This is a genomic window from Vibrio sp. 1249-1, from assembly GCF_033340495.1.
In genome coordinates this window covers 716,029-739,461 of record NZ_JAWOWJ010000002.1, presented here as the reverse complement: position 1 = coordinate 739,461, position 23,433 = coordinate 716,029, and the positions used below count along the sequence as shown (strand labels likewise).

Here is a 23,433-nt window from a genome sequence, read left to right as displayed (position 1 = left end):
CTTGGTTGCAGTACATCTATGGGCCGTTACTTTTTTTGACTTGGGGAGTCATGTTAGTGACACCGATGATGTCGGCCTACATATTTTTTAGCGTAGCTGGTAAATCAGTAGTCTGGTTGCCCGCGCTCAAGATGTTCGGTTATTGGTGGGTTGCGTTTGGAGTATTTTGCTTCTTGTCATCAGTCGATGAGCGATTGCGAAGTCGCGGTTTGAATTAAGACAAGTTATACCTTGAAATCAGTTTACAAACTGAGAGAGGTGATTATAAAGCGCTCATACAAGCGATATAGCGATTGTTTGAGAATTAATAGCTTAAACGTTGTGTTTGTTTTCATAGACCGATATTCTCATTGGATTAATGAAAGCCTGTATTCAGGTTAGAAACAACAATGATGACAAGGAGTTAGTCATGTCGAAACAACGTTACATTGAGATTAATGACAATGTAAAATCCACTTGGTCCATCGAGCGTATTTGGCAACTTGCAGAATCCTTACCTGTAGAAGAAATTTCGATTGATGATATCAAAGGCCCAAATGAAGTGACTTGGTTTAGTCATGAAGGGCCACAGCCAACCTGCCGTGAAATTGCAAAACATTGCCAACGAATCAACAATGCTGATTTGTCGTATCCGGTAATCTTAACCAGTGACTATCGTGTTTTTGACGGTATGCACCGAATCGCCAAGCAAATCATGTTAGGAGAGGAAACGATTAAAGTGAGACGCTTTAGAGAAAACCCAGAAGCTGACGAAGTTATCGAGTTGGCGGTAGACCAAGCGTAACAAACTGAATTACTTGCAAAGAAAAAGCCCGAAGGAATTACCTTCGGGCTTTTTGATTCTACTTAACGAGAAACGATTAATCGTCGTTCATGATGCCTAGAATGCTTAGTAGGCTGATGAAGATGTTGTAGATTGATACATACAAAGTTACTGTCGCAGAGATGTAGTTTGTTTCACCGCCACGAATAATGCTTTGTGTTGTCATCAGGATCGCCATAGTAGAGAAAATGATAAACAAGCTGCTCAACGCCAAGTGTAAAAGGGTTGATTGAATAAAGAAGCTTGCAATCATGCCCACAACCAGCACAACAAATAGTGATAGCATTAAGCCACCCATCATCGATAGGTCACGTTTCGTTGTTAGTGCGTATGCCGATGCTGCCATGAAAGATAGTGCCGTACCACCGAGTGCGGTTAATACGATATCGCCCATGCCTGCACCTATGTACATGTTTAGAATAGGGCCAACGGTGTAACCTAAGAAGCCAGTAAATAGGAACGTAAACACAAGGCCAAGACTGTTGTTACGGTTTTTCTCTGTTAAGAATAATAGGCCGTAGAAACCAACCAGCATTAGGATGATACCTGGATGTGGAAGGTTAAATGCCATTGCAACGCCAGCAACGACTGCCGACCATAAAAGTGTCATTGAAAGTAGAGCGTAAGTATTACGCAATACTTTGTTCGTTTGTAGAGCACTTTCTTGAGTTGAAGTGCGGGTAAACATTGGACTGTTCATAATCTTCCTCGATAAGAGACTTTCTTTTAAGTACATTTATGGGATTGAAAGTTCAAAAAATCAAGCCCTAACCATACGTAACTTAGATAAAATAATAATAGAAATAAGATGTTATGTATTTGGCAACTTGTAACACAATATTACTGACTAGCATAGCTATATTGATTCTTACACAGATTTTTGAATTTAGTAACAAAAAGCACTGGCTTCATAGAAACCAGTGCTTTTTTATGTCGATTCGGCTAAATCTTAGTGGTGTAAGATTTGCGCTAGGAAATTTTGGGTCCTATCCGATTGAGGATTTTCGAAGAAATCAACAGGGTTGTTTTCTTCGATGATCTCTCCTGCGTCCATGAATATCACGCGATCGGCAACTTCTTTAGCAAAGCCCATTTCATGTGTCACACAAAGCATAGTCATGCCTTCCTCGGCGAGTTCGACCATTACATCCAGTACTTCGCGAACCATTTCCGGGTCGAGTGCAGATGTTGGCTCATCAAAAAGCATGACTTTAGGGTTCATACACAAAGAGCGAGCAATCGCCACACGTTGCTGCTGACCACCAGACAACTGACCGGGATACTTCTCCGCTTGGTCTGGAATTTTTACACGTTCCAGATATTTCATCGCAACTGCTTCTGCCTCATCTTTTGGCATCTTCTTCACCCAGATAGGCGCGAGCGTACAGTTTTCCAGTACGGTTAAATGAGGGAAGAGATTAAAGTGTTGAAAGCACATGCCCACTTCTCGGCGCACTGCTTCAATGTTCTTTAAGTCTTCAGTTAATTCCGTACCAGAGACGTAAATGCTGCCTGCTTGGTGCTCTTCAAGACGGTTAATACAGCGAATCATCGTTGATTTTCCCGACCCTGATGGACCACAGATAACGATTTTCTCGCCGCGCTTAACGTCGAGGTTAATATTTTTTAGTACGTGAAACTCACCATACCATTTATTCATGTCCTTCAATTGGATCATGTAATCTTGTTGTTGCGTCATAATACGTCCTTGATCTTGATGAGTTATCGTTTGTGACCGGTATGAAGTTTGTTTTCAAGCCATATCGAATAGCGTGACATGCCAAAACAAAATACCCAAAACACTAACGCGACAAATACATAACTTTCTGTAGCAAAGCCTAACCATTCAGGGTCGGTGTTTGCTGCTTGCCCTATACCGAGTACGTCAAACATACCAATGATGAGTACCAAACTGGTGTCTTTAAACAAACCGATGAAGGTGTTCACGATAGAAGGAATAGTAATCTTTAGCGCCTGTGGCAAGATAATAAGCCCAGTCTTTTTCCAGTAACTTAACCCAAGCGCATCAGCGGCTTCATATTGACCTTTCGGAATGGCTTGTAGACCACCGCGTACCACTTCTGCCATGTAAGCGGAGGCAAACATAACCACACCTATAAGGGCGCGAATCAGTTTATCTGTCTCTGAACCTTCAGACATAAACAATGGAAGCATAACCGAAGCCATGAACAAAACCGTAATCAGCGGAACGCCACGCCAAACTTCAATGTAGACGGTACAAATGCTGCGAATGATCGGCATCTCTGAACGTCTACCAAGCGCAAGCACCACACCAATTGGCAATGAAACTACGATACCAACTAGCGCAATAATGAGTGTAACGAGTAGTCCACCCCACTTGTGTGTATCGACCACTTCTAGTCCAAAGACACCACCGTATAACAGCCCAGCGATGATGAATGGGTAGATGTTTACGAAGAAAAGCCAAATCCACATCCGTTTCGGTGTCTTCTCATACGCGAGTAAAACAGTAAATATGGCCAATGTGATATAGAAAAGGCGAGGGCGCCATAGTTCGGACTCTGGATAAAAACCATACATGAACTGCTCCCAGCGCACGCTGATAAATACCCAGCAAGCACCATCTCGGCTACAGTCGTCACGCGTTGAGCCAATCCAGTCTGCGTTAATAAACGCCCAATCCACGATATACCATATTGCAGTTACGACAATATACGCAAGAATGACAGTAACAATGGAATTGATAGGGCCATTAAATAGATTTTTCCGCATCCAACCAACGAAGCCTACAGTATTGGCGGGTGGTGGGAGATCCGGTTGAAATTGATGAGTACTCATATTATCTCTCCACCAGCGCGACTTTACGGTTATACAAGTTCATTAATGCAGACGTAATCAGACTTAATGTCAAGTACACGCCCATCGTCATCGCAATGATCTCAATCGCTTGTCCCGTTTGGTTCAGGGTAGTACCAGCAAACACAGAGACAAGATCTGGGTAACCAATCGCCATCGCTAACGATGAGTTTTTGGTGAGGTTGAGATATTGACTGGTTAAAGGTGGAATAATAATTCGTAACGCTTGAGGAATGACAACAAGCTTTAAAGTTTTCGAGCGTGGTAAGCCTAGCGACATCGCTGCTTCGGTTTGACCATGGCTAACCGCATTAATACCAGAGCGCACAATCTCAGCAATGAAAGAAGCTGTATAAACACTCAATGCCAAAAGTAGCGCAGCCAATTCAGGAATAATGCTAATACCACCTCGGAAGTTAAACCCTTTTAGTTCAGGATAATTCAGTGAAATTGGCATACCAGCAAGGAAGTACACAACCAATGGAAGGCCAACAACTAAACCCAAAACTATTCTTCCCATTGGGGTTTGTTGCCCGGTGAGACGTTGCTTATTATTCGCCCATACATTAATTAATAAGCTTGCGATTACCCCGAAGATTAACGCGGCAATAACGTAGCTACTGCCAGGTTCCATAGTCGGTGCAGGGAAATATAAGCCACGAACGTTCAGGAAAATAGCTTCACCAAGACTTAAGCTTTGGCGTGGTGAGGGTAATGCTTGAAGAACAGCGAAATACCAGAAGAATATTTGCAGAAGAAGGGGGATATTTCGGAAAGTTTCGATATAAACTGCCGCTAAACGACTAACTAACCAGTTAGAAGAAAGGCGGGCAACCCCCATGGTAAAGCCAATCACAGTAGCCAGAATAATACCTAATACGGAGACTAACGCCGTATTAAGAAGGCCGATGATAAATGTTCTACCGTAAGAGTACGTTTCATCGTATTCAATTAATGTTAACCCAATACCAAACCCGGCTTCTTGATTCAGAAAACCGAAGCCCGTTGCAATACCACGAGCATCTAAGTTATTGAGAGCGTTGTTTACAATCGTGTAAAAGAAAAATACCAGTGCAGCAATGGCAATGATCTGGAAAATAGCAGAACGAAAGGCAGGATTATAAATCAGGCTCTTGCTTCCGCTTGGTTTGGACATCGTACTTGGCGATGCATCTTGTGTCGGTTTCATACAGCGATAACCTCAAACCTTAGTTATAGATATCGACCTGTATAACGAAGTTTCGTCCTTGCTGGCTAAAGAATAACGCTCTCATGTCTGGTGACATACGAACCTTTAAAGCCGTTCCACCAAGCGAGCGCTTTTCGCCATCCAATGAGCGATCCTTACTCATACAGTGAGATATAATCAAGAAAAAGGGCGGCATGAACCGCCCTGATTAACTCTTTCTATCGGATTGGTGGCGCGTACATAAAGCCGCCTGCATTCCATAGCGCATTAACGCCACGAGAGATTTCTAACGGCGAACCAGTACCGACTGTACGTTCGAAGCTTTCACCATAGTTACCAACTTGTTTGATAACCTGGTAGCCCCAATCGTCGCGGATACCCAACCCTTTGCCTTTAGGGCCATCAACACCGAGGATACGCTTGATGTTTGGATCTGTTGATTTCAGCATTTCATCCGCATTCTTCGAACTAATACCGTATTCTTCAGCGTTAATCATCGCAGACAATGTCCACTTAGCGATGTTAAACCATTGATCATCGCCTTGACGAACGACTGGACCTAGTGGCTCTTTAGAGATGATTTCTGGAAGAACGGCCGCAGAGGACGGATCTTTCAAATTCAAACGTAGTGCATAAAGGCCAGATTGGTCAGTTGTTAGTACGTCACAGCGTCCCGCATCAAAACCTTTCGAAGTTTGCGCCGCTGTGTCGAATACCACTGGTTTGTACGCCATGCCTTGGTTGCGGAAATAATCTGCAAGGTTTAGCTCGGTTGTTGTACCTGATTGAACACATACCGACGCACCATCAAGCTCTTTAGCACTTGATATACCAAGTTCCTTCTTCACCATAAAGCCTTGACCGTCGTAGTAGTTCACACCTACGAAGTTTAGGCCCAGTGCAGTGTCACGGTGGAGAGTCCAGGTCGTGTTACGGGAAAGCACATCAATCTCACCAGATTGAAGCGCAGTGAAACGTTCTTTTGCGGTTAGGGGTACATATTTAACTTTCGTTTTATCCCCAAGAACGGCTGCAGCCAGTGCTTGGCAATATTCTACGTCGATACCTTCCCATTCGCCTTTTGAGTTAGGGTTAGAGAAACCAGGTAGACCGGTACTTACGCCACAAGTAAGAAAGCCTTGTTTTGTGACTTTGTCCAGAGTAGTGTCTGCTGCTTGAGCTGATGTTGCCATCATCGCAGTAGAAGCCGCTACGACGGAAGCAAGAACTGTGAGTTTATTTGCCATTTGTATCCTTCCTGTATGATCCATGTTTAATCAGGAGTGACCTGAAATAACGTGTCCAATTCGTTAGAGTTATCGTCCTACGTGATTGATTTTCGAAGAAACGGCATTCGATAGATCAACCAGTTATAAGCGTAGGAAAGGATCTGTTAATTCTCAAATATATAATTTAAATGAAGTTTTGAGAGAACTTACAAAGTGCCTTGAGATTTAGAATGACGAAATGTTAATTGTTTGTAAATAGTGCAATTCATGGACAATTTGGTGCATCAGAACAATCAATAGAAGAGTGAACAATACAAAAGAATAAAAAGTTGTTATTAAAACTGTCATTAGCTGAGCAAGGTGAAGTTCAGTAAAAATTCAAACAAAAATTATTTGTGATACCGAAACAGGGTGATGAGCTTGCCCCATTTTTGGTAGCATGGTCTACAACAGCTAATTAGAGTAATCATGGATTGAAATGCGATATTTTCCTCTGTTCTTAGATTTAATTGATAAACCCGTTCTCGTCGTGGGTGGCGGTGAGGTGGCAAGCCGAAAGGTGGAAGCGTTGCTAAAGGCTGGGGCGGATGTGACTATCGTTTCTCCGACGTTGGTTGATTTTCTGTCTAAGCTTGCTTCTGAGCATCAACTGCGCTGGGTACAACGTTTCTATTCGAGTGACATTGTCACTAAAAGCTTTGTTCAAGTGTGGGCGACGACAGACAATCCTGAGCTAAATCACCAAGTGTACAAAGATGCCAAAGAGCTAGGCATCTTGGTTAACGTTGTGGATGATAAGCCTTATTGTGATTTCATCACGCCGTCTATGATTAATCGTGGCCGCATCCAAATCGCTATCTCTAGTGGTGGAGCTTCGCCAGTTTTAATTCGAAACATCCGTGAAAAACTTGAATCGATACTGCCACAAAACTTGGGGTTGATGGCGGATTTTGCTAACTCAAAGCGAAACTCAATTAAAGAGGCGCTGCCTAGTGTCGATTTACGCCGCAAGTTTTGGGAGCAATTCTTCTCGAATCCAGAGGTGGAAAACGCGCGAGATAATCGTGAGTTAGAAGCAATTTACCAAGCGACCATGGCAACACCTTTAGATGAAAAGGGAAGTTGTACTTGGGTTCATGTTGGGAAAGATGTTGAGATGTTGCCAATAAAAGCCGTACGCTATATGCAACAAGCGGAGCTGGCTCTGTACTCAACTCGATGTGAAGCGAATGTGTTAGAACTAATACGAAGAGATGCAGAAAGAGAAGATTTCTCGAGCGCAGCTGAGCTTTCGGATATGCTGGCCAAGGCTAAAGCTGAAAAGCTTCGAATTTGCGTGTTCATACCACAAGGAACGAGCGAATTCGTATTGCTGCAAGGGCAGGACTTAGTTATCTAGCAATGCCAAATGCTAAAGTGGATACGTAGTTCGTTACACTAAAGCCAATAAAAAACGCCAGCGGATTATGCGCTGGCGTTTTTTATTTACTTCTCAGATTGATTAATCACGGAAGTTGTTAAACTGGAATGGGATACCCATCTCTGCTTCACGAATCGCTGCCATTGTCGCTTGCAGGTCGTCGCGTTTCTTACCGGTAACACGTACTTTGTCGCCTTGAATAGAAGCTTGTACTTTTAACTTTGCGTCTTTGATAAGTTTCACTACTTTTTTCGCCGTTGGAGTATCAATACCTTGGCGGAAAAGCAGAGTTTGGTGCCAGTTTTTACCAGTAACGTCTGGGTCTTGTGCATCCATTGCGTTCGCGTCAATGTTACGCTTCGCTAAGTGGCCGCGTAAAATGTCGCGCATTTGCTTAAGTTGGAAGTCACCTTCCGCAGACATTTTTACGTTTTCTTCTACTAGCTCAAAGCTCGCATTTACGTTGCGGAAATCGAAACGAGTAGACAATTCACGGTTAGCATTATCAACGGCGTTACGTAGTTCAACCGTATCGATTTCAGAAACAATATCAAACGATGGCATGAAGATTCCTTGATTATTTTGTTATAGGGACTTTCGGGACTTAACAGCGCTTGCCAGCATATCTAGCATTGTAGCAGTGTCTTCCCAACCTAGGCATGGATCTGTAATAGACTGACCATACGTTAGGTTATTGATGTCAGTCATTGGCTGATTGCCTTCAAGAATAAAGCTTTCTGCCATGATACCCGCAATACGAGTGCTGCCTGACTTAATTTGGTTACAAATGTCTTGAGCTACGTCGATTTGTTTTCTGTGTTGCTTCTGACAGTTTGCATGGCTGAAATCCACAACCAAACGTTGTGGCAATCCAAACTCAGCTAAAGCATCACATGCTTGTTTGACTGATGCTTCATCAAAGTTAGGGCCTTTTTCTCCACCGCGCAGAATAATATGACCGTAAGGGTTGCCACTTGTGCGGTAAACCGTCATTCGACCGTTCTTATCTGGCGAGTAGAAGTAATGCGATGCTTTCGATGCGCGAATTGCATCAATTGCAATTTTTACGTTGCCATTTGTGCCATTTTTGAAACCAACTGGGCAAGATAGTGCCGACGCCATTTCACGGTGAATTTGTGATTCCGTTGTGCGAGCACCAATCGCGCCCCAAGTGATCAAATCCGCGATGTATTGGCCAGTGATCATATCAAGAAACTCAGTAGCAGTCGCAAGACCAAGCTTGTTGATATCCAGTAGTAGTTTACGAGCTTTATGAAGACCAGCTTCAAGTGCGTAAGAACCATCTAGGTTAGGGTCCGTAATCAAACCTTTCCAACCAACTACTGTACGAGGCTTTTCAAAGTAAGTACGCATCACGATAAACAGTTCGTCTTTGTACTTGTCTTGGATTTCACTCAGGCGAGTGGCGTAATCAATGGCAGCTTCAGTGTCGTGAACAGAACACGGACCTACAATCGCAAGAAGGCGATCGTCTTCACCCGATAAAATGTTTTCAATCTGACGACGAGATTGAGCGATACGGTCTGCAACGTCATCCGTAATAGGATGTACACTACCTAGCTCTGCTGGGGTAGGCATTGGACCCAAAGGCTGGGTTCTCAATTCATCTGTTTTTATAGGCATGTTATAGCTTTATTCTCTATTGCGAAGGGGTAAAGATAACGGAATTACAGGCAGGAATAAACCGTTTCACGGGAATCTTCGCCAGGAAATACCGAATTGTATACAAAGGTGTAGGTATTCATTTAAATGACTTATGTATAAATGACAAAACTTGATCATTAAATCAATATATACATTTGAATTTATAACCATTTTATCTATCTCGCTGTAAGGTAATCTAAGTAACTGCGATAAACTTCATACCTCACGGGTGACGCCGTCACTTCATGAGGGTTAAATAACTCGTGAGATCGAGCTTTTGTTAACATTTCTTTGACATCTATTTCTTTCGTTGATTAACTGGTCTGACTAGATTGGTAAGGAGACCAAAATGTTATCAGCTCTACGTCGTGCGAATTTGTATCTAAATCTGTTTGGCTTTTCGAAAGTGCCGCTGATTTGGCTTTGCCACCCTAAAATCATTGCGATAGATAGCAAGCATGTTGAGGTTCGTATCCCATTGCGCAGAAGAACGAAGAACCACCTGAATAGCATGTATTTCGGCGCTTTAGCCGTTGGCGCTGATGTTGCTGGTGGTTTTCTTGCTATGAGTAAAGCGCAAGAAAAGGGAGAAGCGATCTCGCTAGCATTTAAAGGTGTGAAAGCCGAGTTTTTAAAGCGCCCGGAAGCCGATGTGCACTTTGTTTGTAACGATGGTCATGTCATTGATGAGATGCTCGAGCACACCTTGGCAACGGGTGAACGAGTAAATCGTGACGTAAAAATTGTCGCGCTGTGTCCTAACTTACATGGTGACGAGCCAATGGCTGAATTTTCGCTTACTCTTTCGATAAAAAAAGCAGCCCAACAAAGAAAAGAGGCTGCCTAGTGGTTTGTGGCTCGTTTGTTTAAAGGCGTTGGCTTAATTGAGTTCAATCTTCTCGATAGAGACGATTTTGGAGCGATTTAAGACCACTTTCCAGCGGTAATAAACAGGCTCATCGGTGTGGTTGTCCTCTTTGACAATCACATTGAGCAAATGACGTTTCTCTACTGACTCTTTGGTTACTTGACCTTCATTTAAACGGTAAACTCGGTTTGAGCTTTTATCCATCAAGCGGATGATAGGGCGCAAACTGATGTTCAATGTTTCTCTCGTTTGTTCGTAACCACTCAAGAAAAGAGAGGTCGCCATTTCGGTTTTCTCGTGATAATGAAGAATCTGCTCTTCACGTTGAACGACGCGTTTTTTACGTATTCTTTGAATCTTATCCGGCAAGCTACTTAAGGTACGATAATCGAGCCACTCCAATTTTTTGCCAACCACTTTTTTCGTCGTTGGATCAACGTACTTCTTACGCCATTTTGGTTTGCCTTTACGGATCCATCGCCACATGGCATCGCGTAAATCATCTTTAAAGATTTCTCGTAAAGCGTAAATAAAAGACATCGCGATAATGAATGAGGCAGAAATTTCCCCCAGATAATCGCGAGCGAGAATCACGGTCGAGGTCACGACAACCATCACTAAACCGGTTGCAATACCTTTGATAGCGCGCTTAATGTTGTTACCCATCGATATGGTTTCTTCACGAAGCACGATAGGGTGTTCAATCAATCGCCTTAGCAAGCGCATTTTGTTAGATAGGCGAGTAACGTCTTCAACGACTCTTGATGAGTTGTATTTGTTGAGTTTACGATGGGCTTGCTCTTTCTCACATAGCGTGATCAGACGCTTTTTGATCGTGCCATAGTCGCCTTCACGTGGTAGATGGGCCACCAGTGACAGGAACTTTTGCTCGGTATACCAAGACAGATAGTTATCGATGTTAACGTAGTAGCGTTTTAAGTTCTCTTCATAAGGAATAGAACGCCGCAAGCGCTTTAAGATCTCAAGCGTGAGCTCGATAACTTCGTCCACTTCATCTTCCGTTACGGAGTTGTTCTCATGCTTGTTTAAACTTGCTACCGCTTTGTCTAGCGCGATAACGTATTGGTAAGCGAACAAACTCAAACTTACTCGGTATTGCTGATTCGACAGGCGTCCACGTTTGGCAAGTCGACTGTGTACTAGCGGAAGAAGGATTTCAGTACTGTAATAAGATCGTTGCTGTGTGATCGAGGTGTAATAAAATTCGGATTCACTGATGATATCGGCGTTTAAACCAAGCTCACCAGGTATAAAAAAGTAAATATCTAGGTCGACACTTTTGCTCTTTGCGAGTGCATGACTGATTTTTAATGTTATTGAGTCTTGTTTATCGACGGTGACCAAAGAAAGCTCCTGACTTTGCTAAAGCATTCTTAACTTATGCGTTCCGTTGAGCAGGTAAGTATAAGAGTGCTAAAAGAGTGACTGGGGCATATAGCTGAACGACAACAGCATAACAGAGCACTATGCTTTTCTCTCTGATTTTCTTGTTAGTTTAGGTATAATTCCACGTAAATTTAAAAAGAGACAAAATCAATGATTAAAATTGGTCAAATTAACAGCTTAGAAGTCATTAAAAAGGCTGATTTTGGCGTATTTCTGGATGGCGATGATTACGGTTCTGTTCTACTACCTAGTAAGTATGTACCAGAGGGTACTGAAATTGGTGAGCATGTAGACGTATTTCTGTACTTCGATTCAGAAAGCCAACTTGCTGCGACCATTGAAAGACCAATTGCCCAAGTGGGTGAATGGGGTTTAATGAAGATTGAGGGTGTGAATGCGACAGGTGCTTTTGTAAATTGGGGCATCAAAGAAAAGGACTTACTGATTCCTTTTAGTGAGCAACGCACTCGCTTCTCTGCCGGACAAACCATTTTAGTGTATGTTTATACCGACAAAGCGTCAGGTCGCATTGTTGGTACGACTAAGTTCAATAAATGGTTAGATAAAACTCCAGCGAATTATGAAGTTAACGAGCAAGTTGATTTGATCATCGCAGAGCGTAGTCAACTTGGTTATAAAGCTATCGTTAATGGTAAGCATTGGGGCATGATTTTCCCATCGGATGTTTTTGGTAAGCTTTACATCGGTAAAAAGCTGAAAGGCTTTATTAAGCACATTCGTGAAGATGGCAAAATCGACCTTGCTCTACAAAAAGTCGGTGTGGCGAAAATGGACGATCTTTCTAGTAAGATCCTTGACTTGCTAGAGAAGAAAGGCGGATTTTTGCCTTTGAATGACAAGTCTTCTCCTGAAGCGATTTTTGATGCTTTCCGCACAAGTAAAGGGACTTATAAAAAGACCATCGGTGGCTTATACAAGCAGGGTAAAATTGTCATTGAGAAAGACGGTATTCGTCTAGCGTAGTCCAAACTCACGTATAGTGGAACTACAGCCAAAAAAACGGCCCAAACTTTTCCTTTTTTTGGGCCTAGGGGAAACGGCTCCGCAGAGCCTGCGCTAAACTTGTCCAACAATAATTTTGTTGGTGAACATAGAGAGAAATGCCACATCAAAGCATTACTTTGATACAACTAGTTTAGTACAGCGTGTCCGGATCGCTAGCGAGCCCACTTGCTTTCATACTTCCGAATTAAAAAGCCATCGCAAATACGATGGCTTTTCATTTATTTATGGTTCGTTACGTCTTTTAAAATAAGTTCTTATCTCGTACTAATTCGCGAGGGAGACCATTCTTTATTCGGTTGCTTACCCACTTGCCAAGGCCAATAACTGCGCCTTGATAGGTGACAAGCACTTCGCCTTTACCTGTTTTCATTCCCTCAGGAATGGTTTGTGGGCGAACATCACGCCCCATGTACCATTCGCGCGCTTCTTCAATACTGAGTTCAATGGCGTTGCTTTCAGAACCTGTCGCCAGGGCAGTCGCGACTTGGTGTTGCCAACGGTAGCCATTTTTATGGGCTTCCGCGATCTTTATACCCATACGGGAGAAGCGTAATTCGCCGATCATCGCTTCTAAAGCATTAGGGAATAACCAGACATCTTTATCGCGAAGCCATACAGAACTGTCATTTGGAAGTTTAATACCTAACGCGCTTTGGAGTTGTTGAGCAATTTCTGTCGATTCTTTTTTTGAAGTTTTAGCAAAGGGGAATTTCCCCATGCGCTTTTTGACTTCTGGCGCCTCAACAGCAGCCAGTTTGCGAATTCTTGCAACAAAGAACCCTTCACAGTCGTAGACCTGTGGGAAAATATGCAAAAAGCCTTCTTCAGTTAGGGCTGCCTCTGCGTTTTCAAACAAGTTCTCAAGGCTTTCAAACTCTACAGCATCTCCAAAGTTTTCTTTCAAGTGATGACAAACTTGTTGGTTTTCTTCTGTACTGAGCGTACATGTTGAGTAAACCATCACACCACCGGGCTTCAATGCATGGAAGGCGCTTTCAATAAGATCTTTCTGTGTGTCAGCGATGTCGAGTACGGAAGCTTGCGTCCAGTTTTTCATCGCATCTTCGTCTTTGCGAACGGTGCCTTCTCCAGAGCAAGGCGCGTCGAGCAAAACCGCATCAAATTGTTCTGGTAGCCAACCGCCAAAAACGCGTCCATCGAAGTTACTTAGTGCGGCGTTACGTACCCCACAACGTTCCACATTAGCGTACAGTACTTTTACACGACTTGCGGCGTATTCATTGGCCACAAGTACACCTTCGTTGTTCATTAAAGCTGCAATTTGAGTGGTTTTTGAGCCTGGAGCGGCTGCGGTATCTAACACGGCATCGTAAGATTCATCATTCATAAACAGAGCAGATACCGGCATCATCGAACTGGCTTCTTGAATGTAGAATAAGCCAGACATGTGTTCTGCTGTGTTGCCTAATGGTACAACTGACTCGTCCGCTTCAATCCAAAACCCCGTGTCACACCAAGGCACAGGAGAAAGCTTCCAGCCTTTTGTTTCTGCTCGTTCTAAAAACGCTTCAACGCTGATCTTCAACGTATTAACTCGAATACTCTTGCGCAGTGGCTTTTGGCACGATGCGATAAAGTCTTCCATGTTGAGGTGAGCTGGAAGGATAGTTTGGATTTTTTCCAGAAACGCGTCTGGGATGTAAACATTAGGATGCAATGTGGGATCTCGTTTGCAGAATTTGTGGCAAATAATATACGAAAGCGAAGCAGAAACGAATAGTGACAAGGGCCGAGCAATAAAAAAGAGCAGCGATTGCTGCTCTTTTAAGGTACTCAAACTTCAATTGTACGTGAATTGAGCTTTATTCTACGGCTTAGGAATCGCTGTACGCCATTGAGTCCAACCTTCTTCAGCTTGTGGATACAAAAAGAAAGATTGCCCACTCTTTGCCGCTGGTGGAATAGTAGATTGCTCTGGCGTTGAAAACGCAATTCCTCCGCGAACTAAACTATCAAAGGTTCCCGCTTTGATGTTAGCGCCGGTAAGCCCGATGGAAACATCTACTCCTGAAACATTCCAGAACACACTGTTTTGACGAACGAGGTAAGCATATTCAGGCTGTATTTTGATAGTCGTGACGATGCGATCAGCAAATTCTCCTAGGCTTACGTCGGTCACTTGGCCAACTTCCATCTGGCGGTAAAGAATAGGGGTACCGACTTGTACTGAGCCTCTTTGTTCACTTTGTAACGTAAACATGATTCCATGCACGCGTTCTGAACTATTTTCTAATTGAAAATCAAATTTAGCTTTACCTTTACCTGGTTCAACACTGATGGATTTCGAAACCAACGCCCCGAGGTTTTTAACGCCACCTAAACCAATTTCTGGTTCAGTTAGCCAAAAATGTGAGCCTTCAACCGCAATGTTTTCTACGTATTCAGGTCGGATTCTTGCAGTGACTTCAACCATGTTACGACGAAAATTCGGTACAACCAGAGTGATTTCACCAACTTTAACACCTTGATATTCAATCGGCATTCCTTTAGCAATCTCTTGCGAACCGTCGGTTTCTAAAGCAATGACGCGCCCAAACTTGCGAGCGGTTTTTTGATCAGAATACAGCTTCCAGTTTTCTCCGATTTTGTTTTCAACGCCTGGCACGGAGTCAAAAGCGATGCCACCTTCGATTAACGACTTCAAAGGGTGTGCTTTCACACTGACGCCAGCTAATGATGCATCTATCTCAATCCCTGAACGATTCCAAAAAACGGTTTGTGGCGTTACAAGATAAGCGAAGCGGTTTTCGATAGTAGCCTTAATTAGTACTCCGCCATCAACTAGTTGGAAATCGGAGACGTTACCAACTGGAAGATTACGATAGAGTAGAGGACTGCCTTTGGAAATCGGCGGCAATTCAGAAGCAAATAGTGTTAGCGCCCTAGAGCCACTTTGATTGTACTGCGCCAATTCAGCCAATGATTCATTTTGGAACAGTTGATACTCTTTTTGAATATCTTGCTTGCCTTCGCTCACAAAACTAATTGACCCAGTTAACAACTGCTTTGCTGGAGGAACGGTAACGCTGAGCCCCGATTCAGTTAACTCTGCTGATGCACTGCCGGTTACATAAAAACGATTGTTTGATTTGATCAGATGTTTATATTCATGGTCAATCAATACATCCATAAATACTTCGTGTTGTGATTTTTTATCTTCCTTAACTAGGCCCACTTTGATGATTGAACCAACAACGATGCCTTTATAAAGTACATTGGCACCGCTATCTAGGCCAAACGAATTGTCGGATACCAAACGAATCGCGATGGACTTTTCTTGCTGTTGGTTAAACACGTTTTTACGAATGGCAGTAAAGCGGCGAGAGCGTTCACCCGCGCCCGGCACGATCGTTAAGAAGTTTCCTCGCACTAAATTAGCAATGTTTTCAACACCAGAAAGGGACACCTTTGCTTCTTCTAAGACAAATCGAGTACCTGTCGTCAGCATGTCACTAAAGGCGGGTTGAATTGCCGCTGACGCCAATATCACTTCTCGGCCTTCGGAAAGGCTCAAGTCCGTAACTTGGCCAATTTCGATTCCGCGATACATAATTGGAGCGCCTTCTCCGCTGATCTTGCTGTCATCAGGTAGGACGATTTTAACCGCGATGCCTCGACCAGCAGTTTTCAAATCTTTATACAAACGGAACTCGGTGTTCTCTTCTACAGGCTCACCATCATCCGGAGAGTCGACGGCGATGGCGCCACCTAGTAAGGCACTCATGCTTTCTAGTCTTACATCGACACCTTCAAAACCGATGCTGGCACCAATTCCACTGACGTTCCAGAATCGACTGCGGTTGTTAATGATATGTCGGTATTGATCCTGAATGTTGGCTTGAATAGTGATAGATTTTGCATCTTCATCTAGCTGGTAACTGTACACTTCACCGATTGGGATTTTCTTATAAACAATTTGAGAGCCAACCGATACACCACCTAAATCACGGCTTTTGAGCTTAATATTCAAACCTTGAGAAACGCGTAAATCTGTTGGGGCAGAGTCTAACGCATGGAATGTTGTCTCAAACTCTTGACCATCTCCGGGTTGAATCGAGATGTAGTTACCTGAGACGAGCGCATCCAGTCCGGAAACTCCCGTTAGGCTAGCTGTTGGTTTTACTAACCAAAAGCGTGTTTTATCGTTCAGTAACTTTGCAGCTTCAGGATAGATATCAGCATCGACATAAATACTGCCGAGATCTTCGGTGAGGTTAATGTCTCTTACCATGCCGACTTCTAATCCTTGGTAACGGATAGTGGTTCGGCCGGCGACAAGACCAGCGGCATCAGAAAAATAGATTTGCACTCGTTGTCCTGCATCGTGTATCGACTTCACAACAAGCCAGCCAGCTAAGACCATGGTCAAAATTGGCAACAGCCAAAGAGGAGATATGCCTTTACTCCGCTTTACATCTGGTACGTATGACGTTTGAGAACTGTTCTGATCACTCATTCATTGACTCTTTTTCTGATTGTTTTGGGCTTGTTTGGTCCCAGATTAGCCTTGGATCAATACTTTCTGCTGCAAGCATGGTCAACACTACGACAACACCAAATGCTACGGCGCCATATCCTGGTGTGAAATCCAGTATCTGACCACGATCGACTAAGGTCATCATGATAGAAATAACAAACAAATCCATCACAGACCATTTACCGATCCATTTAACAACAAAGTAAACCATCATTCGTTGTCTCTTAAACACCGAACGTTTGAATTGGATGCAAAGCATGATGTAGGCGAGCCCAAGTATTTTAATCACCGGGACAACGATACTGGCAACAAAAATGATCGCAGCGATTCCATACATGCCGCTTTTTACCAAACCAGCCACGCCTGAAAAAATAGTGTCCTCCAAACGCTTACCATTGGTAAGCAAGATGGAAATAGGGATCAGGTTAGCGGGGAAGATGGCGACCGTTGCTGCGATGAGGTAAGCCCATGTTTTCTGAATGGAGTTTGGCTTGCGATGATATAACTCGTGATGACAACGCTGGCAATGGTCACCTTCAGGCTGGGACAAGTGGCATTCATGGCAATGCACATCTTTATGCTCAAAAGCATATAAACTTTCTGGTTTCCAAGCTTCCCAATAACGACGCACGCTGATTCTTGAAACTAACAAAACGGTAAATATCTGCAAAAGAACCAGACCAATTAACCCTGGGCCGACGAAAATGTCGGAATAATCTTGGAGTTTAAAACAGGAAATGGCGATGCTAACTAAGAACACATCCAACATAACCCAATGCTTCAAATGTTGAATTAGCCACAGTGAGATACGAAGCCCACGGAACCATCGTTGATGTAAAGAAATATGCGCCGTTACCACTGAAACACAAACCGTCAGTGGCGCTAGAGAGCTACAAAATAGAATGAGCAATGAAAGAAGAACAAATCCTTCTTCCATCAATGTGATCATCCCTGAAGGCAAGGCTGCCGGAATCATCACACCAAAGAGTCGGATGCTAATAAAGTTAAAAAAGTGCGATGGAATAAATAGTAGGATACAGGTTATCGCGACGGCTAGATTACCAGAGAGGCTAGGGCTACCTCCGCGATATAATTGTGTACCACAACGAGGGCAGTGTGCATTTTTGCCATGGGGTAAGTCGACGATGTCGACAGGCAATTCACAACCTTGGCACAAACGTACGTTATTGGGTTGCATGGCGTGCTTAGACAGAGAGGTCATAACGACCTCTCTAGCTTGAACGATTTAAGCGTGGGACTGTATGCCCCCATATAAGGTTTGATATAAGCCTTCTTGCTCAACTAACTCACCATGAGTACCTGTTTGCGTCACTTTCCCATCTTCAAGCACGTAGATCAAATCGGCTTGTTTCACAGCGGATAGTCGGTGCGCAACGATTAATGTTGTTCTACCACGTAAGAACTCGGTCAGTGCTTTGTGTAAAGCCGCTTCAGTAGCGGTATCTAGCGCAGACGTGGCTTCGTCTAAAATAACAAATTGAGGATTACTCAGCACCATTCTAGCAATGGCAAGCCGTTGTCGTTGACCTCCTGACAAACGAATGCCATTACGACCAACTTGAGTATCCAAGCCGTGGTTAAGTTGAGAAATTACATCATGCAGCTGAGCCACTTCAAGCGCACGCCAAAGTGACATTTCGTCAAAATTCCCACCAAGCGTTAGATTATGCCTCAAGGTATCGTTAAATAGTATAGGTTGCTGTAATACCACGGCAATTTTGTCGCGAATTACTTCAAAACCAATATCTTCTGTTAATTCATCATTAAAGCGAATGCTACCGGAGTTTTGACGGTAAACCCCAATAAGTAATTGTATCAAGGTTGACTTACCACCGCCGCTTGCACCAACCAACGCCACTTTCTTTCCTGCCGGCATATGTAAAGAAAGATTATCTAGGACTTTGTTTTCATTATTGTAAGAGAAATTAATGTTTTCTACTTTAACATCAACTTCTCTACCTTCTTTGAAAGGATTTACCTTAGGAACCGGTCTCTGCTCTTCTTCTAACTCTAATAAGTCGTTGATGCGTTTTAATGCGGCTTTAGCGCTGTACCAAGAAAACTGAATCCCAAGCAACTCTTGAACAGGAGACAGCATGAACCATAGGTAACCAAAAACGGCAAATATTTGGCCAATAGTAAGGTCACTGAACATGACCATTAACATTGCGACAGCTCTGAATAATTCAAAGCCGATCAAAAAGAGAAGAAAAGAAACGCGACCAGCCGCTTCAGATTGCCAAGCATACTTGTCTGCATCAACGCGAACTTGGTTCGCACTATCTTTGAGTTGCTGGAGAAATTCTCGCTCTTTATTGGCCGCGCGTAGTTGGTAGATTCCATCTAATGTTTCAACTAAACGGTTTTGGAAAATTTCAAAAGAATGATTTTCCTTCCGTTTCAGATGTTTAACCATACTGCCTAGTTTACGTGAGAAGTAAATGACAATAGGGTTAACTAACAGGATAAACAGACCAAGTCGCCAATCGAGCCAAAGTAGAACGATAGCAGTACCAATAACAGTCAGAAAACTGATAACGAATTTTGCTAACGTAGAACCAATAAATTTATCAATGGTCTCAATGTCAGTGATAAGGTGTGCGTTGATTCCTCCGCTACCTTTGGTTTCGTATTGTCGGATGCTGATACGGCCGAGTTTGTCGATCATTTTACTGCGCATCTCAAACGTGATGGTTTTTGAAACAAGCGTAAATTGTCGGCTTTGAAGGATATTTAATCCTTGGCTCGCAGCTCGCATAAGAACAACCAAGAACAGGGTGAAGAAAATATAGCCTGTCGGAGTGTGCCACGCTTCAGGGAGAATGGCATTCATGGCATCTAAGCCTTTTGCAGGTTGGTCCAATAAGACCTCATCAACCATCAAAGGCATGAGGAGGGGAATTGGAACACTAATCAAGGTTGCAAGCACCGCTATCAAGTTCGCTATGATCAGCTTGGACTTGTGCTTTTTTACTTGTGTTATCAACCAAGAACGGCTAATAGTGTCATTTTTCAGAAGCATTGTAATTGAGAATAAGTCCTATTATAAAGTAGGGCTGCATTTTAGCGCCATACATTGAGAATGGAAGCTTTTATAGTAAGTAGGAAGTTAATATGAACTTAGAACAATACCAAAGACTAACCAAACAAGCTGTTGCTCTAATTGAGTCTGAACCAGACTTTATTGCGAACCTAGCAAACTTGAGCTCATTGCTTTTCATGGAACTTGACGATCTTAACTGGGCAGGCTTTTACCTAACAAAAGGTGAAGAGCTTGTTCTTGGTCCGTTCCAAGGAAAACCAGCTTGTGTTCGTATCCCAATGGGTCGAGGCGTCTGCGGTACTGCTGCACAAACTAATACTATACAAAGAGTATACGACGTTCACGAATTTGAGGGGCATATTGCGTGCGATGCAGCGAGCAATTCAGAAATTGTGATTCCATTTTCTATTAATGGAAAGGTGGTTGGTGTACTTGATATTGATAGTCCAAGTATTGGCCGATTTAATGAAACAGACGAAGAAGGTCTCACTCATTTCATGGTTGAAGTAGAAAAGCTGCTTAATTCACACGCGAACGACGCATAAATTAGCCTTCGAGTGTGGTTTTTCCTTGGCATGTCACTATAATACGAGAATATTTTTTCTTAATGCTCGCGGAAATCCGCTCAAATCAGGACCCCTCATGACTGAAAAGTTAAAAAACAGCAAAGAAGTTATTGCATATATTGCTGAATGTTTCCCTAAGTGCTTTACTTTAGAAGGTGAAGCAAAACCTCTGAAAATTGGTATTTTTCAAGATCTTGCGGAACGTCTAAATGAAGACGAAAAAGTAAGCAAAACACAGCTTCGTGCAGCGTTAAGACAGTACACTTCATCATGGCGTTACCTACACGGTGTAAAACCAGGTGCAGTACGTGTAGACCTAGATGGCAACCCTTGTGGTGAGCTAGAAGAAGAGCACGTTGAACACGCGAAAGCGACACTTGCAGAAAGCAAGGCGAAAGTTCAGGCTCGTCGTAAAGAACAAGCACAAAAAGCTCGTGAAGAGGGTAAGGCGAAAGCGAAACCTGCGGCTAAAAAGCCTCAACAGCCTCGTCGTACTAATAAACCAAAAGTACAAAAACCAACTAAGCCTGTAGAAACGCGCGCTCTAAATGCTGATGAAATCACAGTAGGTAACGCAGTTAACGTGAACATGGGCAAAGGAAACATGGCAGCGACCATTGTTGAAATCAATAAGGATGATGTACGTGTTCAACTTGCTAACGGCCTACAAATGGTTGTGAAAGCGGAGCACTTGCGCGCATAAAGGAGATACTCCTACGCATGAATTGCCGTTCAAAAGTGACCCTGATTGCTGCTAGCTTATGGCTAGCAGCATCAGCTCAGGCTCTTGAAGCCAAACTACATAAAGATGACCTGCCGGTTCTTTCTCCTGAAGTTCAGCATGAAACAGCTAGCAAACGAGTCACCTCGCGATTTACCCGCTCTCATTATAAGCACTTCAGCCTCAATGATGATTTCTCTAAAGCGATATTTGAACGCTATGTAGAGTTGCTTGATTACAATAGAAATATTTTCACTCAAGCAGACATCGATTCATTTAAAAATTGGTCAGTCGAGCTTGATGATCAGCTTAAATCGGGCAACAACCAAATTGCTTTTGATGTTTACAACCTCTCAATGCAGAAGCGTTTCGATCGTTTTGCTTATGCGTTAACTCTACTCGATGAAGAGATCAAGTTTGATACCGATGACGAGATAGAGTTAGACCGCTCTGAGGCCGCATGGCCAAAAGACGAAGCAGAGCTCAACGAGTTGTGGCGCAAGCGTGTGAAATATGACGCGTTAAATCTGAAACTGACTGGCAAAGAGTGGCCAGAGATTAAAGAAGTTTTAGAGAAGCGTTATAACAACGCGATGAAGCGCATCACACAGACCAACAATGAAGACGCATTTCAGTTGTATATGAATGCCTTCGCGCGACAGGTTGACCCTCATACAAGCTACCTTTCTCCACGTAATGCCGAGCAATTCCAATCGGAAATGAACCTTTCTCTAGAAGGCATCGGCGCCGTTTTGCAAATGACAGACGATTACACAGTAATTCGTTCACTTGTTGTTGGCGGTCCGGCCTCAAAGAGTAAGCAACTTGGTGAAGGGGACCGAATCACTGGTGTTGGACAAGACGGTGAAGAAATTGTCGACGTGATCGGTTGGCGTCTGGATGATGTTGTTCAGTTAATCAAAGGCCCTAAAGGCACAAAGGTTAATCTACAGATCTTGCCAGAAGGTAACGATGCGAAGAGTTACATTGTCACAATTGTTCGTGACAAAGTTCGCTTAGAAGATCGTGCAGTTAAGTCAGAAATCATCGAAAAAGACGGTAAGAAGATTGGTATTTTAGAAGTACCAAGTTTCTACGTCGGCTTATCGAAAGACACCGATAAATTACTAGCTGAGTTGAAAACCAAAAACGTTGACGGCGTAATCGTTGATCTACGCAACAATGGCGGTGGTGCGCTAACAGAAGCAACGGCATTGACAGGTTTATTCATTAAAGAAGGTCCTGTAGTTCAAGTTCGTGACAGCTATGGCCGCATCAAGGTGAATGCCGATACCGATGGAAAAGTGAGTTATGATGGCCCATTGACGGTGTTGATTAACCGCTACAGTGCTTCAGCATCTGAAATTTTTGCAGCGGCAATGCAAGATTATAATCGTGCAATCATCTTAGGTGAAAACTCTTTCGGTAAAGGTACAGTTCAGCAACATCGTTCACTGAATCATATTTACGATCTTTTCGATAAAGAGCTAGGTTATGTTCAGTACACGATTCAGAAGTTTTATCGTATTGACGGTGGAAGTACGCAAAATCGTGGTGTTGCACCAGATATTTCGTACCCAACGCCAATTGAGGCTTCTGAAACAGGTGAAAGTGTTGAAGACAATGCTTTACCTTGGGATCAGATTGATAAAGCACAATATCAAACGTTTCCAAGTAACGACGCCTTAGTTGAAAAACTTACTGCTCTTCATAACAAGCGTATTTCTGATGAAATGGAGTTCCGCTTTATCAATGAAGACATCGAGAAATATCGTAAAGAAAAAGACGATAATACTTTGTCTTTGAACGAAAAAGTTCGTAAGGCTGAATCGGATAAAGCGGAAGCCCTTCGATTACAACGCATAAATGAACGTCAAGTTGCTTTGGGTAAAAAAGCATTTAAAACATTGGATGACATACCAAAAGACTACGAGGCTCCTGATGTTTATTTAGATGAGTCTGTCGCGATTATGGTCGATCTACTTAAGCAGGAAAATCAGTCATAATAACTGGCAATTTAGAATAAAAAGAGTGAGTCTTTCAGATTCACTCTTTTTTTATGCCTTTTTGTCTTCCGCTGTCTCGATATCGAGCAAGATATTCGCTTATTTTCCCCCAA

20 protein-coding genes are annotated in these 23,433 nt (G+C 43.1%); 7 read left to right on the top strand and 13 right to left on the bottom strand.

The window, feature by feature from the left end:
- The first annotated feature begins 409 nt into the window (after positions 1–409).
- The gene (locus tag R7Z50_RS06700; RefSeq protein ID WP_170890644.1) at positions 410–784 is read left to right on the top strand and encodes a chromosome partitioning protein ParB; all 375 of its coding nucleotides are present in this window, start codon (positions 410–412) and stop codon (positions 782–784) included.
- 76 nt (positions 785–860) lie between these two features.
- On the opposite strand, the gene R7Z50_RS06695 is transcribed toward R7Z50_RS06700, so the two are convergent.
- The 6 genes from R7Z50_RS06695 to R7Z50_RS06670 form a co-directional block, all read right to left on the bottom strand.
- Positions 861–1,523, bottom strand: a complete 663-nt coding sequence (locus tag R7Z50_RS06695; protein ID WP_025766607.1) for a Bax inhibitor-1/YccA family protein — start codon at positions 1,521–1,523, stop codon at positions 861–863.
- A 249-nt stretch (positions 1,524–1,772) separates the two neighbouring features.
- Positions 1,773–2,522: an amino acid ABC transporter ATP-binding protein gene (locus R7Z50_RS06690; protein WP_005377400.1), complete on the bottom strand. Its 750-nt coding sequence runs from the start codon at positions 2,520–2,522 to the stop codon at positions 1,773–1,775.
- 23 nt (positions 2,523–2,545) lie between these two features.
- Positions 2,546–3,643 (bottom strand): amino acid ABC transporter permease, encoded by a 1,098-nt coding sequence (locus tag R7Z50_RS06685; RefSeq protein WP_005389988.1) that lies wholly within the window; start codon positions 3,641–3,643, stop codon positions 2,546–2,548.
- Between the two features lies 1 nt (position 3,644).
- Positions 3,645–4,850, bottom strand: coding sequence for an amino acid ABC transporter permease (locus tag R7Z50_RS06680; protein ID WP_005377402.1), 1,206 nt, complete (start codon positions 4,848–4,850; stop codon positions 3,645–3,647).
- A 19-nt stretch (positions 4,851–4,869) separates the two neighbouring features.
- Complete coding sequence (locus R7Z50_RS06675) at positions 4,870–4,995, bottom strand: hypothetical protein (RefSeq protein ID WP_258490489.1); 126 nt, start codon at positions 4,993–4,995, stop codon at positions 4,870–4,872.
- Positions 4,996–5,068: 73 nt separating this feature from the next.
- Positions 5,069–6,097 carry an amino acid ABC transporter substrate-binding protein gene (locus R7Z50_RS06670; RefSeq protein ID WP_005377403.1) on the bottom strand — a complete coding sequence of 343 codons (1,029 nt, stop codon included), beginning with the start codon at positions 6,095–6,097 and terminating at the stop codon, positions 5,069–5,071.
- A gap of 460 nt (positions 6,098–6,557) precedes the next feature.
- On the opposite strand from R7Z50_RS06670, the gene R7Z50_RS06665 reads away from it, so the two are divergent.
- The gene (locus R7Z50_RS06665) at positions 6,558–7,478 is read left to right on the top strand and encodes a bifunctional precorrin-2 dehydrogenase/sirohydrochlorin ferrochelatase (protein ID WP_206970814.1); all 921 of its coding nucleotides are present in this window, start codon (positions 6,558–6,560) and stop codon (positions 7,476–7,478) included.
- Positions 7,479–7,580: 102 nt separating this feature from the next.
- Here the strand turns inward: R7Z50_RS06665 and R7Z50_RS06660 are convergent, their stop codons facing one another.
- Positions 7,581–8,063 (bottom strand): YajQ family cyclic di-GMP-binding protein, encoded by a 483-nt coding sequence (locus R7Z50_RS06660; protein WP_005377415.1) that lies wholly within the window; start codon positions 8,061–8,063, stop codon positions 7,581–7,583.
- 21 nt (positions 8,064–8,084) lie between these two features.
- On the bottom strand, positions 8,085–9,143 hold the full coding sequence (locus R7Z50_RS06655; RefSeq protein WP_005390197.1) for a 3-deoxy-7-phosphoheptulonate synthase: 1,059 nt from the start codon (positions 9,141–9,143) through the stop codon (positions 8,085–8,087).
- A 370-nt stretch (positions 9,144–9,513) separates the two neighbouring features.
- Here R7Z50_RS06655 and R7Z50_RS06650 point away from each other — a divergent pair, with 370 nt between their 5' ends.
- On the top strand, positions 9,514–10,011 hold the full coding sequence (locus tag R7Z50_RS06650) for a DUF4442 domain-containing protein (protein WP_005377418.1): 498 nt from the start codon (positions 9,514–9,516) through the stop codon (positions 10,009–10,011).
- Positions 10,012–10,044: 33 nt separating this feature from the next.
- Here R7Z50_RS06650 and R7Z50_RS06645 read toward each other — a convergent pair whose 3' ends face one another.
- A complete protein-coding gene (locus R7Z50_RS06645) occupies positions 10,045–11,397 on the bottom strand; it encodes a hypothetical protein (protein ID WP_005377421.1) in 1,353 nt (450 codons plus the stop codon).
- 192 nt (positions 11,398–11,589) lie between these two features.
- On the opposite strand from R7Z50_RS06645, the gene R7Z50_RS06640 reads away from it, so the two are divergent.
- Positions 11,590–12,423: a S1 RNA-binding domain-containing protein gene (locus R7Z50_RS06640; protein WP_017633794.1), complete on the top strand. Its 834-nt coding sequence runs from the start codon at positions 11,590–11,592 to the stop codon at positions 12,421–12,423.
- Positions 12,424–12,706: 283 nt separating this feature from the next.
- Here R7Z50_RS06640 and rsmF read toward each other — a convergent pair whose 3' ends face one another.
- The 4 genes from rsmF to R7Z50_RS06620 form a co-directional block, all read right to left on the bottom strand.
- Positions 12,707–14,143: a 16S rRNA (cytosine(1407)-C(5))-methyltransferase RsmF gene (gene rsmF, locus R7Z50_RS06635; protein WP_206970815.1), complete on the bottom strand. Its 1,437-nt coding sequence runs from the start codon at positions 14,141–14,143 to the stop codon at positions 12,707–12,709.
- A gap of 150 nt (positions 14,144–14,293) precedes the next feature.
- Positions 14,294–16,942, bottom strand: a complete 2,649-nt coding sequence (locus R7Z50_RS06630) for an MlaD family protein (protein ID WP_053307107.1) — start codon at positions 16,940–16,942, stop codon at positions 14,294–14,296.
- Entirely contained in the window at positions 16,935–18,185 is a 1,251-nt protein-coding gene (locus R7Z50_RS06625; protein WP_206970816.1) for a paraquat-inducible protein A, read from the bottom strand. Before R7Z50_RS06625 ends, R7Z50_RS06630 begins: the two co-directional genes overlap by 8 nt.
- 24 nt (positions 18,186–18,209) lie before the next feature.
- Complete coding sequence (locus R7Z50_RS06620) at positions 18,210–20,006, bottom strand: ABC transporter ATP-binding protein (RefSeq protein WP_005377431.1); 1,797 nt, start codon at positions 20,004–20,006, stop codon at positions 18,210–18,212.
- A 92-nt stretch (positions 20,007–20,098) separates the two neighbouring features.
- Here R7Z50_RS06620 and R7Z50_RS06615 point away from each other — a divergent pair, with 92 nt between their 5' ends.
- From R7Z50_RS06615 to prc, 3 genes are all read left to right on the top strand, one after another.
- Positions 20,099–20,572 carry a GAF domain-containing protein gene (locus R7Z50_RS06615; protein WP_005377433.1) on the top strand — a complete coding sequence of 158 codons (474 nt, stop codon included), beginning with the start codon at positions 20,099–20,101 and terminating at the stop codon, positions 20,570–20,572.
- A gap of 97 nt (positions 20,573–20,669) precedes the next feature.
- On the top strand, positions 20,670–21,296 hold the full coding sequence (gene proQ / locus R7Z50_RS06610; protein ID WP_005377435.1) for an RNA chaperone ProQ: 627 nt from the start codon (positions 20,670–20,672) through the stop codon (positions 21,294–21,296).
- Between the two features lie 17 nt (positions 21,297–21,313).
- A complete protein-coding gene (prc, locus tag R7Z50_RS06605) occupies positions 21,314–23,320 on the top strand; it encodes a carboxy terminal-processing peptidase (RefSeq protein WP_017634279.1) in 2,007 nt (668 codons plus the stop codon).
- The last annotated feature ends 113 nt before the right edge of the window (positions 23,321–23,433 follow it).

What these genes read in the sequence shown, in the direction of transcription:
- R7Z50_RS06700 (WP_170890644.1), top strand. Translation starts at nt 410, where the DNA reads ATGTCGAAACAACGTTACATTGAGATTAATGACAATGTAAAATCCACT.
- R7Z50_RS06695 (WP_025766607.1), bottom strand. Translation starts at nt 1,523, where the DNA reads ATGAACAGTCCAATGTTTACCCGCACTTCAACTCAAGAAAGTGCTCTA.
- R7Z50_RS06690 (WP_005377400.1), bottom strand. Translation starts at nt 2,522, where the DNA reads ATGACGCAACAACAAGATTACATGATCCAATTGAAGGACATGAATAAA.
- R7Z50_RS06685 (WP_005389988.1), bottom strand. Translation starts at nt 3,643, where the DNA reads ATGAGTACTCATCAATTTCAACCGGATCTCCCACCACCCGCCAATACT.
- R7Z50_RS06680 (WP_005377402.1), bottom strand. Translation starts at nt 4,850, where the DNA reads ATGAAACCGACACAAGATGCATCGCCAAGTACGATGTCCAAACCAAGC.
- R7Z50_RS06670 (WP_005377403.1), bottom strand. Translation starts at nt 6,097, where the DNA reads ATGGCAAATAAACTCACAGTTCTTGCTTCCGTCGTAGCGGCTTCTACT.
- R7Z50_RS06665 (WP_206970814.1), top strand. Translation starts at nt 6,558, where the DNA reads ATGCGATATTTTCCTCTGTTCTTAGATTTAATTGATAAACCCGTTCTC.
- R7Z50_RS06660 (WP_005377415.1), bottom strand. Translation starts at nt 8,063, where the DNA reads ATGCCATCGTTTGATATTGTTTCTGAAATCGATACGGTTGAACTACGT.
- R7Z50_RS06655 (WP_005390197.1), bottom strand. Translation starts at nt 9,143, where the DNA reads ATGCCTATAAAAACAGATGAATTGAGAACCCAGCCTTTGGGTCCAATG.
- R7Z50_RS06650 (WP_005377418.1), top strand. Translation starts at nt 9,514, where the DNA reads ATGTTATCAGCTCTACGTCGTGCGAATTTGTATCTAAATCTGTTTGGC.
- R7Z50_RS06640 (WP_017633794.1), top strand. Translation starts at nt 11,590, where the DNA reads ATGATTAAAATTGGTCAAATTAACAGCTTAGAAGTCATTAAAAAGGCT.
- R7Z50_RS06630 (WP_053307107.1), bottom strand. Translation starts at nt 16,942, where the DNA reads ATGAGTGATCAGAACAGTTCTCAAACGTCATACGTACCAGATGTAAAG.
- R7Z50_RS06625 (WP_206970816.1), bottom strand. Translation starts at nt 18,185, where the DNA reads ATGACCTCTCTGTCTAAGCACGCCATGCAACCCAATAACGTACGTTTG.
- R7Z50_RS06620 (WP_005377431.1), bottom strand. Translation starts at nt 20,006, where the DNA reads ATGCTTCTGAAAAATGACACTATTAGCCGTTCTTGGTTGATAACACAA.
- R7Z50_RS06615 (WP_005377433.1), top strand. Translation starts at nt 20,099, where the DNA reads ATGAACTTAGAACAATACCAAAGACTAACCAAACAAGCTGTTGCTCTA.
- proQ (WP_005377435.1), top strand. Translation starts at nt 20,670, where the DNA reads ATGACTGAAAAGTTAAAAAACAGCAAAGAAGTTATTGCATATATTGCT.
- prc (WP_017634279.1), top strand. Translation starts at nt 21,314, where the DNA reads ATGAATTGCCGTTCAAAAGTGACCCTGATTGCTGCTAGCTTATGGCTA.